Raw genomic sequence first — 15,555 nt, 5'->3', positions numbered from 1 at the left:
TCAGCGGGACGGTGGGTTCATGGTCACCGCAGTCCGGCATCTCGGCCCCAACTGGTACGCCTCCGTCATGGGCACCGCAGCCCTCGCCCTCGGCGGCGCCGCGCTCGGCGCCGACGGTCCGCGCGAGCTCTTCGTCGGCATCTGGGCACTGTCCCTGCTGCAACTCCTGGTCCTGCTGGTCGCCCGCGCCCTGCACTGGACCCACCACCGCGACCAGGCCCTCGCCCACCTCCGCGACCCGGCCGTGGCCCCCTTCTACGGCTGTCTCGCCATGGCCCTGCTCGCGGTCGGCGGCGGTGCCCTCGCCCTCGGGCAGGACTGGATCGGCGAGCCCGCGGCCGTGGCCCTGGACGCCGTGCTGTTCGTCGCCGGTACGGCCGTGGGGCTCGCGGCCGCCGTCGCCGTGCCGTACCTGCTGGCCGTACGGCATCGGGCCGAGCCCGGTCAGGCCACTCCGGTGTGGCTGCTGCCGCTGGTCGCGCCCATGGTGTCGGCCGCGCTCGGGCCGCGGCTGGTCCCGTATCTGCCGCCCGGGCAGCCGCGCGAGACCCTGCTCTACGGCTGCTTCGCGCTCTTCGGGCTGAGCCTGCTGGCCACGCTGCTGATGCTGACGCTGGTCTTCGCCCGGCTGGTCACCCGCGGTCCGCTGCCCCTGGCGCTCACCCCCACGATCTTCCTGGTGCTGGGCCCGCTCGGGCAGTCCACCACGGCGGTCGGTGCCTTCGCGGACCTCGCCCCCGGGGTGGTCCCGGCCCCGTACGCCGCCGGTTTCGGCCTCCTCGCCGTGCTCTACGGCGTTCCGGTCATGGGGTTCGCGCTGCTGTGGCTGGCGCTGGCGGTCGCGCACGTGGTGCGGGCACGCCGGCAGGGCATGCGGTTCGCCATGACGTGGTGGGCGTTCACCTTCCCCGTGGGGACGTGCGTCACGGGCGCCGCCGCGCTGGGCCGGCACACCGGGCTGGCGGTGTACGACTGGCTGGCGGTGGGGCTGTACGCCCTCCTCGTCGCCGGCTGGCTGGCGGCCGCCGCCGGCACCGTGCGCGGGCTGCTCAGCGGCGAGCTGCTCGCAGGCCCCCGGCCAGCAGCCGTGGCGCCTCGGCCAGTGACGGGCCGTACCACGTCAGGTGCCGTCCGCTGACCAGTGCGCACGGCAGGCCGGGGAAGGCCTCCGGGCCGTCGCCGGCGGTGAAGCGGTAGGGCTCGTCCGGGAGGACGACCAGGTCGGGCCGTACGTCGTTGAGTTCCTCGACCGGGATGCGGGGATACCGCTCGGGGTGGGCGGCGTACAGGTTCTCGGTCCCGAGCCGCCTGAGGACGTCCCCCGCGAAGGTGTCCCGGCCCAGGACCATCCACGGGCGCCGCCAGATCGGGACGACCGCGGTGGTACGGGGCTCGGGCACCGGTGTCGACCAGGCCCCCTCGGCCTCGTCCAGCCAGCGCGGGCGGGTGCGCGCGCCGCACGCGGCCAGGAGGCGGGCCAGCTCCCGGAAGGCCTGCGGTACCTCCCGTACCTCCGTGACCAGCACCTCCACGCCGGCCGTCCGCAGGGCGTCCAGGTCGGGGGCGCGGTTCTCCTCCTCGTTGGCGATCACCAGGTCGGGGGCCAGGGCGAGGACCCGGTCCAGCTCGGGGTTCTTGGTACCGCCGACACGGGTGACGTCGAGGTCGGCCGGATGGGTGCACCAGTCGGTGGCGCCGACGAGGACGCCGGGGAGCGTGAGAGCGACCGCCTCGGTGAGCGAGGGGACCAGGGAGACCACGCGCATCAGCGGGGGCGGTCCTGGACCGCCTCGATGTGTTCCGCCACCGCGACCACGATGACCCGGGTGTCCGGGACCGTCGCCCGCCAGCGGTGGCGGACTCCGCCGGTGAGGTAGAGGGTGTCGCCGCGGCCCAGGCGGTAGGCGCGGCCCTCGGCCTCGATCTCCACCGCGCCGTCGGCGACGTACATCAACTCGTCGTTGCGGTGCTGGAATTCGCGGCCGGCGTCGTGGTCGCCGGTGAACTCCGAGGCGTGCAGCTGGTGATGGCCGCGCACCAGGGAGCGCACCTTGCGCGCGAAGTCCGGTTCGGTGACGTCCGCGCGCACGACGTCCACGCTGCACGCCGGGTCGGCGGCGGCGAGGAGTTCGACGGCCGTGGTGCGCAGGGCGTCGGCCAGCTTCTCCAGTGAGGTGCGGCTGGGCCGGGCCCGGTCGTTCTCGATCTGGCTCAGGAAGGGCACCGACAGGCCGCTGCGCTCGGCCACGACGGCGAGGGTGAGCTCCAGCGCGCGACGGCGCCGCCGGACTGCCGCGCCCACCCGCACGGGCTGCTGGTCTTTGTGGTCGCCCATCGCTGCGGCTCCCTCCTTCGCTCGTCGTTCCGTCTACCGGGTGCCCCGCTTCGGCCGGGCCCCCTCTGCTGGGTTCTCTGCACCCTACGCATGTTCGGCAAACCGTTTCAGGCGGCCGTCACATCCCCGTCACGTCGGGTGAGCCCGACCCTCACAGTTCGCGCCAGTAGACGAGCTCGCCGGACTCGCCGGGCGCGGACTCCTCCTTCGGGATGAAGACGCTGACCAGGAGGGCCGGGCGGCCGTCGGGGTCGGTGAGCAGCGTGGCCGACGGATTGGCGAAGGAGCGGCTGCCGCCGGGGGTGCGCAGGCGCAGCCGGTCGGCCCGGCCGGATGCGGGGTCGTAGGCGTAGGTCGACCAGCTGCCGAAGTCGTCACGCAGGCGCTGGCCCTCGATCAGGACGAGGGGGCGCCCCACCAGTTCAATGCGTGAGCGGTCCCCGATGTTCCCGGCGGTGCCCCAGGCCAGCAGGGCCAGGTCGAGGCGCTGATCTGCGCGGGCTTGCCAGACGGTGAAGTCCCGCAGGGTGGCGCGGAGTTGGCGGTCGGTGGCGCAGTCGGCGCGGTAGTGGCCGGTCAGTTCCACGGTGTCGCCGTGGACCGCGGTGATGTCCGGGGTGCCCTCGGCGCAGCGGGACAGCGTGCGGGGTGCGTCGAACGCGCGGTCGGCCGCGCCGGTCAGCAGGGCGGTGAGGCTCGGGTAATGCCGTAGCGCTATGTGGTTGGCCGGATCCTTTTCGTAGGCGAGGACCCATCCGCCGGTGCCGTCACCGTGCAGGGCGGGCTGGCTGGTGCCCGGCCCGAAGTCGTGGCGGCGGGTCCAGGTGCGCAGGTCGGTGGAGGTGGCGACGGCCGTGTGGAAGCGGCCGTCGGTGAGGGCGGTGTGGTAGACGGCGAGGTAGCCGCCGCCGTACGCCCCGGGTATCGGGGTGATCTCGGCGGTGTCCATGGTGCGGCCGGTGGTGTCCCGGGCGTCGAAGACCGCGCCGTCCGCCCGTGTCACGTCCCCGGCGAGCGCCTCGAACCGGGCAGTGGCGGCCGAGGCCGGGTCCGGGCTCGCCTCGGAGAGCTGCGGCACGGTCACCGCGGCCGTCAGCAACAGCAGGAGAGGCAGAAGCCTGCGGATCACGGGCTGCTCACAGGAACGGGCGGGACCGGGGCGTCAGAGAGTACGGGCCCCGGCCCCGCCCGAAGCGGGCCGCAAGAGGTGGGCTTCGCCACACCGGCGGTGCGGCTTCGGGCGGCGGCCCGCCTCGTTCACTTCCGGATCGGCGCCCACTTGTCGACGAGCCCCGGGTTGCGCTTCAGCCAGGCCCGGACCGCGTCCTGTTCCTTGCCCTGGCCGGCCTTCTGGATCTCGGCCTCCAGGCCGGTGAGCTGCTTCTCCGTCATGGAGAAGTCCTTGAGCCACTTGCCGACCTCGGGGTTGTCCCCGGCGAAGCCCTTGCGGGACAGGGTGTGCACGCCGTCGCCGGAGCCCCAGGCGCCCTGCGGGTCCTTCAGCTTCTTCAGGTCGTAGTCGCTGTAGGCCCAGTGCGGGGACCACAGGGTGACGAGGATCGGCTGCCGCTTGGCGTAGGCCCGCTTGAGCTCGGCGAGCATGGCGGGCGTGGAGCCGTCGACGACCTGGTAACTGCCGTCGAGGCCGTACTCCTTGAGGACCTTGGACTTGAGCAGGCCCATCATGCCGGCGCTGGGCTCGATGCCGACGATCTTCCCGCCGAACTCCGAGGCGTGGTTCTTCAGGTCGGCCAGGGAGTTGACGTCCTTCACGTACGAGGGGACGGTCAGCTCCAGGGAGGTGGGGCCGTACCAGCTGCCGAGGTCGTCGAGCTGCTTGCCGTACTTCTTCCAGTACTCGGCGTGCGTGGTGGGCAGCCAGGAGTCGGTCTCGAAGTCCAGCTGGCCGGTGGCGAGGCCGGTGTAGAGGGGACCGGCCGCGTACTGGCTGGTGGTGACCTTGTATCCGCGTTCCTCCAGCAGTTCCTTCCAGAGGAAGGTGGAGGCGATGCCCTCGTCCCAGGGGATGTAGCCGACCTTGATCTCCTTGCCCTTGCCGACGTCCGTGGCCGAGGCCGGGGCGGTGTCGGAGGAGGAGCCGAAGATGCCCATGCCGCCCGCGACCAGGGCGAGGACCACCACACCGACGACGGCGACGGCCGGGCGGGGGCGGTAGGTCCAGGGGGTGGGGTGGACCTTGGCGGCGGCGCGGCGGCCGAGCGGGGACAGCTGGGTGCCGAGCGCGCTGGTCATGCGGTCGAGGTAGATGGCGAGGACGACGATGCCGACGCCCGCCTCGAAGCCGAAGCCGATGTCGAGCTGGCCGATGGCCTCGTTGACGGCGCCACCGAGGCCGCCGGTGCCGACCATGCCGGCGATGACGACCATCGACAGGCCCAGCATGATGACCTGGTTGACGCCGGCCATGATGGTCGGGAGCGCGAGCGGCAGCTGGACGCGCAGCAGGGTGTCGCGGGGTGTGGTGCCGAACGCCTCGGCGGCCTCGACCAGTTCGGCGTCGACCTGGCGGATGCCCAGCTCGGTCATGCGGACGCCGGGAGCGAGCGCGAAGATCAGGGTGGCGATCACGCCCGCGGCGGTGCCCAGGCCGAAGAAGAGGATGGCCGGGATGAGCAGGACCATCGACGGCATGGTCTGGAGCAGGTCCAGAACCGGTCGTACGGCCGCGCTGACCGCCCGGGAGCGGGCTGCCCAGATGCCCAGCGGGACCGAGATGACCAGCGCGATCACCGTGGCGACCAGGACCAGCGCCAGGGTGGACATCGCGCGGTCCCACAGGTCGAGGGAGTCCACGAGCGCGAATCCGGCGAAGGCCAGGACGCCCGCGGTCACTCCGCGCAGCCACCAGGCCAGGACCGCGAAGATGCCTGCCAGCAGCAGGGGTGCGGGGGCGGTGAGGACGCCGTCGATGCCGTCGTACATGCCCTCGACGACCGTGCGGATCGCGTCGAAGAGCCAGGACATGTGCGCGACCAGCCAGTTCACACCGGAGTCGACCCAGTCGCCGAGATGCAGCCTAGGCACGGGCGGTCACCTTCTCTCCACCGTCGCAGACGACGGGTTCGCCGGTGTCCTCCGCGAGGAAACCGACCAGACGCTGCTGCGGTACGACGCCCACGACGGCGTTGTCCCGGTCCAGGACGGCGACCGGGTGGGGCAACCGGGCGCTGAGCGCGCACAGTTCGGTGAACGGGGTGTCGGGGGTCGCGGTGGCGCAGTCGCAGTCCGCCTCGTCGCCGGCCACGTCGGAGTCCATGACCGCGGCGGCGGTCAGCACCCGGGAGCGGTCGACGTCCTGGGTGAAGGAGGCGACGTAGTCGTCGGCGGGGCGCAGCAGGATGTCCTCGGCCGTGCCGGTCTGGACGATACGGCCGTCGCGCATCACGGCGATGCGGTCGCCCAGGCGCATGGCCTCGTTGAGGTCGTGGGTGATGAAGACGATCGTCTTCTTCAGGGTCTTCTGCAGTTCCAGCAGCTGGTCCTGCATGTCGCGGCGGATCAGCGGGTCCAGGGCGCTGAACGACTCGTCCATGAGGAGCAGATCGGCGTCGGTGGCCAGGGCCCGGGCCAGGCCGACGCGCTGCTGCATGCCGCCGGAGAGTTCGTCGGGCCAGGAGTCCTCCCAGCCGGCCAGTCCGCACAGGGCGAGCGCCTCGTCGGCGCGGCGGACGCGCTCGGCGCGGGGCACGCCCTGCACGGCCAGGCCGTAGGCGGCGTTGTCGCGGACGCTGCGGTGCGGGAAGAGCGCGAAGTGCTGGAAGACCATGCTGATCTTCTTCGAGCGCAGCTCTCGCAGTTCGCGGTCGGTGAGCGCGGTGAGGTCCTGGCCGTCGAAGCGGACCTGTCCCGCGGTCGGTTCCAGCAGGCCGTTGAGCGTGCGCAGCAGGGTGGACTTGCCGGAGCCGGACAGGCCCATCACGACGAATATCTCGCCGGGGTCGACCCGGAAGGAGGCGTCGATCACGGCGGCCGTGGTGCCGTCGGCGCGCAGCTCCTCCCGGTCGGCTCCCTGACGAAGCCGTTCCACGGCGGTGTCCGGTCGTCTGCCGAAGACTTTGTACAGGTGCTCGGTCTCTAGCCTGGGTGACACGCGAACCTCTCTCGGGGGCGCCGGACCTCGGAAACGCAGGCCCCGGAGCCTCGGGGACATGGGACAGAAGCCGCGCCTGCCCGGGTCCACGCAGGTCAAACGCACAAGTGGGCCAGGTCACGAGGTCTCCACGAACCGCACTCGCGCACGGGCCCCGTGACCGTCCGTGCCGTACGGCCGCCAAGCGCCCCGTCGCTGTCGGTGCCGTACGGCATGATGCGAGGCGTGACCGCACGACTGATGCTTCTCGACACCGCCTCGCTGTACTTCCGCGCCTACTTCGGCGTCCCGGACTCCGTGAAGGCTCCGGACGGCACGCCGGTGAACGCCGTGCGCGGGCTGCTGGACTTCATCGACCGGCTGGTCAAGGACCACCGTCCGGACCGGCTGGTGGCCTGCATGGACGCCGACTGGCGGCCGCAGTGGCGGGTCGACCTCATCCCCTCCTACAAGGCCCACCGGGTCGCCGAGGAGCGCGCGACGGGACCGGACGAGGAGGAGGTGCCGGACACCCTCTCCCCGCAGGTGCCGGTCATCGAGGAGGTGCTGGACGCGCTCGGCATCGCCCGGGTCGGCGTCGCGGGCTACGAGGCGGACGACGTGATCGGCACGTTCACCGCGCGCGCGGACGGCCCGGTCGACATCGTCACCGGCGACCGTGACCTCTACCAGCTGGTGGACGACGGGCGCGGGGTGCGGGTGCTGTACCCGCTCAAGGGCGTCGGCACCCTGCAGATGACGGACGAGGCGTGGCTGCGCGAGAAGTACGGGGTGGACGGGCCCGGGTACGCGGATCTGGCGCTGCTGCGCGGCGACCCGAGCGACGGTCTGCCGGGGGTGCCGGGCATCGGCGAGAAGACGGCCGCCAAGCTGCTCGCCGAGTTCGGTGACCTGGCCGGGATCATGGCCGCCGTCGACGACCCGAAGGCCAGGCTCACACCGTCGCAGCGCAAGCGGCTGGACGAGGCCCGGCCCTATGTGGCCGTCGCGCCGACGGTGGTCCGGGTCGCCGGGGACGTGCCGCTGCCGGACGTCGACACCACCCTCCCGAAGGCCCCGCGCGATCCCGCCCGGCTGGACGCGCTGTCGGCGCGCTGGGGGCTGGGCGGCTCACTGCACCGGCTGCTGCTGACACTCGGCGGGTGAGTGGCGGAGAATTGGTCTGGCAAAACACACTCATCAAGTGTTCATGGAAGAGGTGTTAACTACGAAGGAGATGCTAACTTAGGTAAACCTAAGCGATGAAGCACGGAGGTCGGTCATGGCAGAGCGCCCGGTACGTAAGCCGCGCAAGCCCCATTCCGCCCAGGTGGTGCGCACCGAGCGGTTGACCCCGCACATGCAGCGCGTCGTTCTCGGCGGTGACGGACTGGCCGGCTTCGCCCCGGACACCTGCACCGATCATTACGTGAAACTCCTCTTCGGGCCGGCGGGCGTCACCTATCCGGAGCCCTTCGACGTGGAGCGGATCCGCGCCGAGTTCCCGCGCGAGCACTGGCCGGTGACCCGGACCTACACGGTGCGTTCCTGGGACGCCGAGCACCGTGAACTGGCCCTGGACTTCGTCGTGCACGGCGACGAGGGCCTGGCCGGACCCTGGGCCTGCCGTGTCCAGCCCGGCGAGACCGTGCGCTTCATGGGCCCCGGCGGCGCCTACGCCCCCTCCGCGGACGCCGACTGGCATCTGCTCGCCGGCGACGAGAGCGCGCTGCCCGCGATCGCCCGCTCCCTGGAGTCCCTGCCCTCAGGGGCGAAGGCCTTCGCCTTCATCGAGATCTCCGGCCCCGAGGAGGAGCAGAAGATCGACTCCGATGTGGAGGTGGTCTGGCTGCACCGGGGCGCGCGCCCCGTCGGCGAGGCGCTGGTCGAGGCGGTACGGGGGCTGGAGTTCCCGGAGGGCCGGTTGCAGGCCTTCGTCCACGGCGAGGCGAGTTTCGTGAAGGACCTGCGGGCCCTGCTGCGCGTCGAGCGCCAGATCCCGCGCGAGGACCTGTCGATCTCCGGCTACTGGCGCCTCGGCCACAACGAGGACGGCTGGCAGGCCTCCAAGCGCGACTGGAACGCCCGCATCGAGGCGGAGCAGGAGAGCGACGGAGCGGCCGCCGCCTGAGCCCGCGAGGCGACGAGTCCGCACGGACCGTTGAGCCGTGCGGCCTTGAGAGCGGCGGCACCCGGAGGTGCCGCCGCTCTCATGTCGGTCACACCGACCGCTGGTACGACCTGAACGTCCGGATCGACAGCCACACGGCCGCGACCGCCAACGCCAGCAGTGCGCCGCCGCGGCCCAGCACCGCACCCCAGTCGGGATCCGCCGACATCGCCGAACGCCCGGCCACCATCGCCCAGTCGAGCGGGTTGAAGTCGGCTATGTGCCGCATCCAGCCGGGCATCTGGGACGGCGCCATGAAGGCGCTGGACAGGAAGGTCAGCGGCAGCAGCAGGAAGGTGTTGATCCCGATGATCGACTCCCGCTCCCGCACCAGCATGCCGAGCGCGTTGGACAGTGCCCCGAAGACGGTGCCGAGCAGTACGGCGGCCACCACGAGGATGGCGATGCCCCCGATCCCGCCGGGGTAGTCGGCGCCGCCCAGCAGGCCGAGCAACACGATGATGAGCGACTGGCCCGCGGTGACCAGGCCGTTGTTCACCACGTTGCCGTTCATCAGCGCGGCCCGGCTGACCGGCGTGGTCAGGAAGCGGTTCAGGGTGCCGCGCTGGATCTCCTCCAACGTGCCCATGCCCGCCCACATGTTGGAGCTGAGGGCGCTCATCACGACCACGCCCGGCACCAGGTAGTCGAGGTAGCTGGTGGTGCCGAAGCCGCCCAGCTCGACGACCTTCTTGAAGAGGTTGCCGAACAGGAACAGCCAGATCACCGGCTGGATCAGGGTGATGACGGCGAAGGCCGGCTGGCGGGCGAACACCAGCAGCTGACGCTGGGTCATGTACCAGGTCTGGGAAAGGGCGTTGCTCATCGGGCACCTCCGGCCGGGGCGAGCGCGTCGGCGGTGTCGGCCTCCGCATAACGGCGGCCCGCGTAACGCAGATAGACGTCGTCGAGGGAGGGGCGGGCCACGGTCGCGGCCACCACGGTCACTCCGGCCCGCTCCAGCGCGGCGAGCAGCGCCGGCACGGCGACGGCCCCGTCGTCGGCGCGGGCGCTGATCCGGCGGCCGTCGAACAGCGCCTCGTGCACACCGGCCAGCCCGTTCAGGGCGCCCGTGAGCAGGGTGCGGCCGGCCTCGCCGGGTGCCTCGCGCAGCTCCACATGGACGGCGTCGCCGCGCAGTTCGCCCTTGAGGGAGTCGGGGGTGCCCTCGACCACGATCCGGCCGCGGTCGACGATCGCGATCCGCTCGGCGAGCCGGTCGGCCTCCTCCAGGTAGTGGGTGGTGAGCAGGATGGTCAGACCCTCCTGGCCGGCCAGCCGGCCGATCTCGTCCCACATCGCGGTGCGGGCCTCGGGGTCCAGGCCGGTGGTGGGCTCGTCGAGGAAGAGCACCTCGGGGCGGTGGACCAGGCCGAGGGCCACGTCGAGGCGGCGCCGCATACCGCCGGAGTAACCCTTGACCGGGCGGCCGGCGTCTTCGGTGAGGGTGAAGCGGGCCAGCAGCTCCTCGACCCGGTGGTTCAGGGCGGCGCCGCGCAGGCCGTAGAGCCTGCCCTGGAGCTGGAGGTTCTCGCGGCCGGTGGCGACCGGGTCGGCGCCGGAGTTCTGGGCGACCACGCCGATCGCCCGGCGTACCCGGTCCGGGTGGCGCAGCACGTCGTGGCCGGCCACGGTGGCGGTGCCCGAGTCGGGGCGGGCCAGCGTGGTGAGGATCTTGACGGTGGTGGACTTGCCGGCGCCGTTGGGTCCGAGGAGCCCGAAGACGGTGCCGGGTTCGACGGTGACGTCCATGCCGTTCAGCGCGGTGACGTCACCGGGGTAGGTCTTGGTCAGCTGGCGCGCCTGCACTGCGGGCGCACGGGTGTTCATGACAGGGCTCTCCTGAATGAGCGGATGACAGCGGATGACAGCTGATCCGCCTGAGGAGTGCCGGGCTATCCTGGGTGTGCCGCACCTCGATCGCCCGGATCTGCCTCACGGCGGGTTCAGCTCGGGGTTCGAGACCCCGGCGGAGCTGCTGCAACAGCTCTGCCGGGGTCTGTTTCTGCTACTGGTCCACCTCCGTGAACTCCGGCGGGAACTCGCCGGTCTCATGGAACCGGCGCCAGCCCTCGACGCCCGGCAGCGAACCGTCCTGGATCTCCCGCACGAGGCCGCGGACCCATTCGGTCTGCGCCTCCAGCATGTGCAGGTGGTACTCGACCTCCACGACGAACAGCCGGGGCAGTGTCTCGTGCAGCTTCTCCAGCACGGCCCGGCCGCCGGTGACCTCCACCTCCAGGAAGCGCAGCCGCTCCTCCAGCAGGCGAGCGACCTCGTCGGGCGGCAGGGCGCCCATCAGAGACAGGGCCGTCTCGAAGATCGGGTACTCCTTCACCGGGACGGCCATCAGGTCGGACAGCCAGTGGATCATCTCCTCGCGCCCGGCGTCGGTGATGCCGTAGACCGTGCGCTCCGGGCGGTTGCCCTGCCGCTCCACGTCGGCCACCTCGACGAAGCCGTGCTTCTCCAGGTTCTGCATGACCGTGTAGAGCGAGCCGTAGTTGATCCGGGTGCTGGTGTCCTTGCCCTGACGGCGCATGGTCTGGGCGATCTCGTACGGATGCATCGGCTTCTGCCAGAGGGTGGTCAGCACGACGAGCGCCAGAGGATTGCTGAGCTTGCGCCGCTTCACCGCCATGCCGACCACCTCGCCTCCGAATATCCGTGGCCGAACATATCGCGTCTCCACAGCGGACGTCAATACACACGATGTATCGCGTCAGAAGCCGCTCCGCAAGGGCGTGAGGACTTGGGCCCGCCCCGGACACGCCGGTGTGACGCCTTCGAAACAGCGCGTCCCTAATTTCTGTCGCCCGACAGGAAATCCGCCCTGACAGGCAGGTACCGCCGTGACGACCACCGACGACCGCTCCCTGAAGGAGTCCGACGACCGCTCCCTGGAGGAGTTCGGCTACCGCCAGGAGCTGCACCGCAGCCTCGGCCGGTACGCCTCGTTCGCCGCCGGGTTCTCCTTCATCTCCGTACTGACGACCGTCTTCCAGTTCTTCGCCTTCGGGTACGCGTTCGGCGGCCCGGTCTTCTTCTGGGCCTGGCCGGCCGTGCTGATCGGCCAGTTGCTGGTGGCCGCCTGCTTCGCCGAACTCGCGGGGCGCTATCCCATCTCGGGCGCGATCTACCAGTGGTCCTCACGCCTGTCGAACCCGTCCTTCGGCTGGTTCGCCGGCTGGATCATGGTGGTCGGGCAGATCGTGGTGGTCGCGGCGGCCGCGCTGGCCCTGCAGATGGTGCTGCCCGCGCTCTGGTCCGGCTTCCAGCTCATCGGCACCGACCCGGCGCCGACCTCGGCCGACGGCGCCGCCAACTCGGCCGTCCTCGGCGTCGTCCTGCTGGTCCTGACCACCCTCGTGAACATCATGGACAACCGCGTGATGTCCGTGATCAACCGGGTCGGGGTGACCGCCGAGATCATCGGCGCGGTCCTGATCATCGTGCTGCTGCTCACCCACTCGAAGCGCTCCCCCGGCATCACGTTCCACACCGGCACGGCAGCCGAGGGAGGCCTGCTGGGCGCGCTGCTGGTCGGTTCGTTCACGGCCGCGTACGTGATGATCGGTTTCGACAGCGCGGGCGAGATGAGCGAGGAGACGCACCAGCCGCGGCGGACCGCGCCACGCACGATCCTCACGGCGTTGGGGGCGGCGGGGCTGCTCGGCGGCCTGGTCGTCCTCGGCGGCCTGCTGGCCGCGCCGAGCCTGACCGACGGGCGGCTGGGAGTGGACGGGTTGAGTTACGTCCTGACCAGCAGTCTCGGCGACGGAGTGGGCCGGGTGCTGCTGGCCGACGTGGTGGTGGCCATCGCGGTGGCGACGCTGGCGATCCAGACGGCGGCCTCGCGCATGCTGTTCTCCATGGCGCGGGACGGGCAACTGCCGTTCGCCGGGCGCCTGGCGCGGGTAAACCCCCGCACGGGCATGCCGGGGGCGCCGGCCGTGGTGGTGGGGGTGCTGGCCGGTGCGTTGCTGCTGCTCGACTTCGCCTCGCCGGACGCGTTCCTGGCGATCGGGACGACGTGCATCGTGATGCTGTATCTGGCGTACGCGATGGTCACCGGACCACTGCTGGTGCGGCGGCTGCGGGGGGAGTTCCGGGTCGAGGGGACGGACGAGACCGGGGCGCCGTTGTTCTCGCTGGGGCGGTGGGGGGTGCCGGTCAACGCGGTGGCGCTGCTGTACGGGCTGGTGATGAGCGTGAATCTGGCGTGGCCTCGGGGGGCGGTGTACGACCCGAGCGGGGGCCACTGGTACTTCCGGTGGTTCACCGTGCTGTTCCTGACGGTGACGGTTGTGGTGGGTGCGGTCTGGCGAATCATCCGGGCGCAGTCGCCGGCGGCGGTCGCCGTGCCGGAGGCTGTGGCGTAGTCGTTCGACTGCGGGCCGTTCGCGGCTGGTCGCGCAGTTCCTCGCGCCCCGCACGGGGCGCCTCACCCACCGTGGCCCTGGAGTGCCCCCTCTCCACATACGCTGACTGCAATGAGACGTAAGCCCCGCATCCCGCCCTCGCCCCTCCCCCAGCGTCAAGGGGTGGATCCCGTTCGGGTGCGGTTGCCCCTCTCCGACGAGTGGGACACCGTCGGTGACTACCTCGTGGCACGCCTGTCCGGAGCCGCGCCCGGAGTCGTCGAGGACATGCTGGCGTCAGGACTCGTCGTCGGCGTCGACGGACAGCCCGTCGACGCCCGCACGCCCTACACCCCCGGCCTCCGGCTCTGGTTCCACCGCGACCTGCCCCCCGAGGTTCCCGTCCCCTTCGCCCTCGAAGTGGTCCACCGCGACGCCCACCTCGTCGTCGCCGACAAACCGCACTTCCTCGCCACCACCCCACGCGGCAGTCACGTCACCGAGACCGCGCTCGCCCGGCTGCGGCGGGAACTGGGGATCCCCGCGCTGGGGGCCGCGCACCGGCTGGACCGGCTCACCGCCGGGCTCGTGCTGTTCACGGTGCGGCCCGCGGAGCGGGGCGCCTACCAGACGCTGTTCAGCGCGCGGCGGGTGCGCAAGGAGTACGAGGCGATCGCGCCGTACGACCCCTCGCTCGCCCTTCCCCGGACCGTGCGCAGCCGGATCCTCAAGGAGCGCGGGGTGCCCGCGGCGCAAGAGGTCGAGGGGGTACCCAACGCGGAGACGCTCGTCGAACTCGTCGAGCGCAGGGGCCCGTTGGGGAGGTACCGGCTCACTCCGCACACCGGGCAGACCCATCAGCTGCGCGTCCACATGAGCGCGCTGGGCGTGCCGATTCTCGGCGATCCGCTGTATCCCAAGGTGACCGGCCCCGTGCCGGCCGGTGACTTCCGACGTCCGCTGCAACTGCTGGCGCGGAGGCTGGAGTTCACCGATCCGGTCACGGGGGTCGAGCACCGGCTGTGCAGCGGGCGGACGCTGCGGGCCTGGGAGTCGTACGAGGAGTGGGCCGGACTCTAGGCCGGTCAGTGGCCGAGCCACCAGCGGCGCAGCCTCGGCCAGATGCCCTGGGGCCTGGACGGTTCCGGCGCCACGGCCGCGGCCGGCGGGGGTGCCACGGGCAGGGGCTGCGGCTCGGGGGCCGGTGCCGGTGCCTGTGCCTGTGCCGGTGCTGCCGGGCGGGTGGTGCCGACCTGCCAGTCCGTGCGCTGCGGCGGGACCAGTGCGGGGCTGGGCATGAGGGTCACGTCCTGCTTGGGCTTCGGGTCGAAGCGCACCGGCAGTTCCACCAGGTGCCGGGACGCGATCGACGCGCGCCAGCGCAGCTCCTCCTCGTCGCAGTCAAGCTGGATGTCGGACAGCCGGGTCAGCAGCTGGTCGACCCCGACGTCCGCGATGGCACGGCCGATGTCCTGACCGGGGCACTCGTGCGGGCCGCCGCCGAAGGCGAGGTGGGACCGGTTGCCCTGCATGTTGGCGTTCAGGTCGGGGCGGACGCGCGGGTCGACGTTGCCCGGCGCGGGCGCGTACAGCAGTCCGTCGCCCTTGCGGATGCGCTGGCCGCCGAGTTCGGTGTCCTGCTTGGCGAAGTAGGCGAAGACCGTGCTGAACGGCGGTTCGTCCCACAGGGACTGCTCGATCGCCTCGGGCACCGTCATCTGGCCGCCGTTGAGCTGGGCGCGGAAGCCCGGCTCGGTGAGGACCATGCGCAGCGCGTTGGCGAGGAGGTTGGCGGTGGTCTCGTAGGCGGCGTAGAGAACGACCCGCAGGTGCTGGGCGACCTCGTCGTCGTTGAGTCCGGCGGGGTGGGTGACGAGGTGGCTGGTGAAGTCGTCCTCGGCGCGGGCCCGGCGGCGGGCGGTGAGCCGGGTCAGGCAGCCCATGACGTACTCGTTGCTGGCGATCGCGGTCTCGGTGCCCTTGAGTGCGTCCCGGGTGGCCTCCACGATCCGCTCGTTGTACTCCTCGGGCATGCCGAGCAGTTCGCACATGACCGCCATCGGCAGGTGCTCGGAGTACTGGGAGACCAGTTCGGCGCGGCCTCTCTCGCAGAACTCGTTGACCAGCAGCTGGGTGTAGCGGCCGATGAGGCGGCGGATGCTGCGGTGGTCGATGGTGGTCATGGCGCCCTGAACGGCCGCGCGCAGCCGCATGTGCTCGTCGCCCTCGGCATGGGAGCAGATGGGCTGCCAGGCGATGTGCGGCATGAGCGGGTGGTCGGGCTTGACCATGCCCTCCCGCAGCGGGGTCCAGATGCGGCTGTCGCGGGTGTAGACGGCGGGGGTGCGGACCATCTGGAGGTTCTCGGTGAGTCCGAGGACCGCCCAGATCGGTACGTCGTCGTGGAGCAGGACGGGCGCCACGGCGCCGTGTTCCTCGCGCAGTTTCTCGTACAGGTCGCCCAGGTGGTCGGCGTCGGCGCCGTAGAGCCGTTGCAGTCCGCCGGGTCCGCGGTCGTGGGCCGGACAGCCGGGCGGCGGGGCCGGGTCCGTGCTGGCGCCGGCCGGGGAGGGGGATTCAGGCGTCACAGTGATCGCTC

Annotated in this window: 14 protein-coding genes; 5 read left to right on the top strand and 9 right to left on the bottom strand. The window is 71.6% G+C overall.

Translation table 11 applies throughout. The annotated features are described in order from the left end of the window. The first annotated feature begins 19 nt into the window (after positions 1-19). The gene (locus ABZ642_RS31845) at positions 20-1,138 is read left to right on the top strand and encodes a TDT family transporter (RefSeq protein ID WP_360490131.1); all 1,119 of its coding nucleotides are present in this window, start codon (positions 20-22) and stop codon (positions 1,136-1,138) included. Here ABZ642_RS31845 and ABZ642_RS31840 read toward each other — a convergent pair. From ABZ642_RS31840 to ABZ642_RS31820, 5 genes are all read right to left on the bottom strand, one after another. Continuing rightward, positions 1,050-1,766 (bottom strand): helical backbone metal receptor, encoded by a 717-nt coding sequence (locus ABZ642_RS31840; RefSeq protein WP_360490129.1) that lies wholly within the window; start codon positions 1,764-1,766, stop codon positions 1,050-1,052. The two genes, ABZ642_RS31845 and ABZ642_RS31840, sit on opposite strands and share 89 nt — an antisense overlap. Further along, positions 1,766-2,335, bottom strand: a complete 570-nt coding sequence (locus ABZ642_RS31835; protein ID WP_360490127.1) for an XRE family transcriptional regulator — start codon at positions 2,333-2,335, stop codon at positions 1,766-1,768. Before ABZ642_RS31835 ends, ABZ642_RS31840 begins: the two co-directional genes overlap by 1 nt. A 151-nt stretch (positions 2,336-2,486) precedes the next feature. After that, on the bottom strand, positions 2,487-3,464 hold the full coding sequence (locus ABZ642_RS31830) for a hypothetical protein (RefSeq protein ID WP_360490125.1): 978 nt from the start codon (positions 3,462-3,464) through the stop codon (positions 2,487-2,489). Positions 3,465-3,592: 128 nt separating this feature from the next. After that, positions 3,593-5,380: an ABC transporter permease/substrate binding protein gene (locus tag ABZ642_RS31825; protein WP_360490123.1), complete on the bottom strand. Its 1,788-nt coding sequence runs from the start codon at positions 5,378-5,380 to the stop codon at positions 3,593-3,595. Beyond that, complete coding sequence (locus ABZ642_RS31820; protein WP_360490121.1) at positions 5,373-6,446, bottom strand: glycine betaine/L-proline ABC transporter ATP-binding protein; 1,074 nt, start codon at positions 6,444-6,446, stop codon at positions 5,373-5,375. The genes ABZ642_RS31825 and ABZ642_RS31820 overlap by 8 nt, the downstream gene beginning before the upstream one ends. Before the next feature lie 216 nt (positions 6,447-6,662). Between ABZ642_RS31820 and ABZ642_RS31815 the strand changes: the two genes are divergently transcribed. Next, complete coding sequence (locus ABZ642_RS31815; protein ID WP_360490394.1) at positions 6,663-7,592, top strand: 5'-3' exonuclease; 930 nt, start codon at positions 6,663-6,665, stop codon at positions 7,590-7,592. A gap of 115 nt (positions 7,593-7,707) precedes the next feature. Further along, the gene (locus ABZ642_RS31810; protein WP_360490119.1) at positions 7,708-8,556 is read left to right on the top strand and encodes a siderophore-interacting protein; all 849 of its coding nucleotides are present in this window, start codon (positions 7,708-7,710) and stop codon (positions 8,554-8,556) included. A gap of 88 nt (positions 8,557-8,644) precedes the next feature. Here ABZ642_RS31810 and ABZ642_RS31805 read toward each other — a convergent pair whose 3' ends face one another. The 3 genes from ABZ642_RS31805 to ABZ642_RS31795 form a co-directional block, all read right to left on the bottom strand. After that, positions 8,645-9,421 (bottom strand): ABC transporter permease, encoded by a 777-nt coding sequence (locus tag ABZ642_RS31805; RefSeq protein ID WP_360490117.1) that lies wholly within the window; start codon positions 9,419-9,421, stop codon positions 8,645-8,647. After that, a complete protein-coding gene (locus ABZ642_RS31800) occupies positions 9,418-10,425 on the bottom strand; it encodes an ABC transporter ATP-binding protein (protein ID WP_360490115.1) in 1,008 nt (335 codons plus the stop codon). The genes ABZ642_RS31805 and ABZ642_RS31800 overlap by 4 nt, the downstream gene beginning before the upstream one ends. Before the next feature lie 178 nt (positions 10,426-10,603). After that, a complete protein-coding gene (locus tag ABZ642_RS31795; RefSeq protein ID WP_360490113.1) occupies positions 10,604-11,236 on the bottom strand; it encodes a PadR family transcriptional regulator in 633 nt (210 codons plus the stop codon). Positions 11,237-11,447: 211 nt separating this feature from the next. Between ABZ642_RS31795 and ABZ642_RS31790 the strand changes: the two genes are divergently transcribed. Continuing rightward, the gene (locus ABZ642_RS31790) at positions 11,448-12,977 is read left to right on the top strand and encodes an amino acid permease (protein ID WP_360490111.1); all 1,530 of its coding nucleotides are present in this window, start codon (positions 11,448-11,450) and stop codon (positions 12,975-12,977) included. Between the two features lie 111 nt (positions 12,978-13,088). Further along, positions 13,089-14,036 (top strand): RluA family pseudouridine synthase, encoded by a 948-nt coding sequence (locus ABZ642_RS31785; RefSeq protein ID WP_360490109.1) that lies wholly within the window; start codon positions 13,089-13,091, stop codon positions 14,034-14,036. 5 nt (positions 14,037-14,041) lie between these two features. Here the strand turns inward: ABZ642_RS31785 and ABZ642_RS31780 are convergent, their stop codons facing one another. Beyond that, positions 14,042-15,544, bottom strand: coding sequence for a cytochrome P450 (locus ABZ642_RS31780; protein WP_360490107.1), 1,503 nt, complete (start codon positions 15,542-15,544; stop codon positions 14,042-14,044). Between the last annotated feature and the right edge of the window lie 11 nt (positions 15,545-15,555).

The organism is Streptomyces sp. NPDC007157 (assembly GCF_040634235.1).
Classification (GTDB): Bacteria; Actinomycetota; Actinomycetes; order Streptomycetales; family Streptomycetaceae; genus Streptomyces.
Note: the sequence above shows the minus strand (reverse complement) of the source record. Positions and strands in the feature narration are given on the sequence as shown.

Excerpts from the sequence above, each read along its gene's own strand:
- ABZ642_RS31795 (WP_360490113.1), bottom strand. The coding sequence starts at position 11,236 with ATGGCGGTGAAGCGGCGCAAGCTCAGCAATCCTCTGGCGCTCGTCGTG.
- ABZ642_RS31785 (WP_360490109.1), top strand. The coding sequence starts at position 13,089 with ATGAGACGTAAGCCCCGCATCCCGCCCTCGCCCCTCCCCCAGCGTCAA.
- ABZ642_RS31800 (WP_360490115.1), bottom strand. The coding sequence starts at position 10,425 with ATGAACACCCGTGCGCCCGCAGTGCAGGCGCGCCAGCTGACCAAGACC.
- ABZ642_RS31845 (WP_360490131.1), top strand. The coding sequence starts at position 20 with ATGGTCACCGCAGTCCGGCATCTCGGCCCCAACTGGTACGCCTCCGTC.
- ABZ642_RS31810 (WP_360490119.1), top strand. The coding sequence starts at position 7,708 with ATGGCAGAGCGCCCGGTACGTAAGCCGCGCAAGCCCCATTCCGCCCAG.
- ABZ642_RS31840 (WP_360490129.1), bottom strand. The coding sequence starts at position 1,766 with ATGCGCGTGGTCTCCCTGGTCCCCTCGCTCACCGAGGCGGTCGCTCTC.
- ABZ642_RS31805 (WP_360490117.1), bottom strand. The coding sequence starts at position 9,421 with ATGAGCAACGCCCTTTCCCAGACCTGGTACATGACCCAGCGTCAGCTG.
- ABZ642_RS31835 (WP_360490127.1), bottom strand. The coding sequence starts at position 2,335 with ATGGGCGACCACAAAGACCAGCAGCCCGTGCGGGTGGGCGCGGCAGTC.
- ABZ642_RS31815 (WP_360490394.1), top strand. The coding sequence starts at position 6,663 with ATGCGAGGCGTGACCGCACGACTGATGCTTCTCGACACCGCCTCGCTG.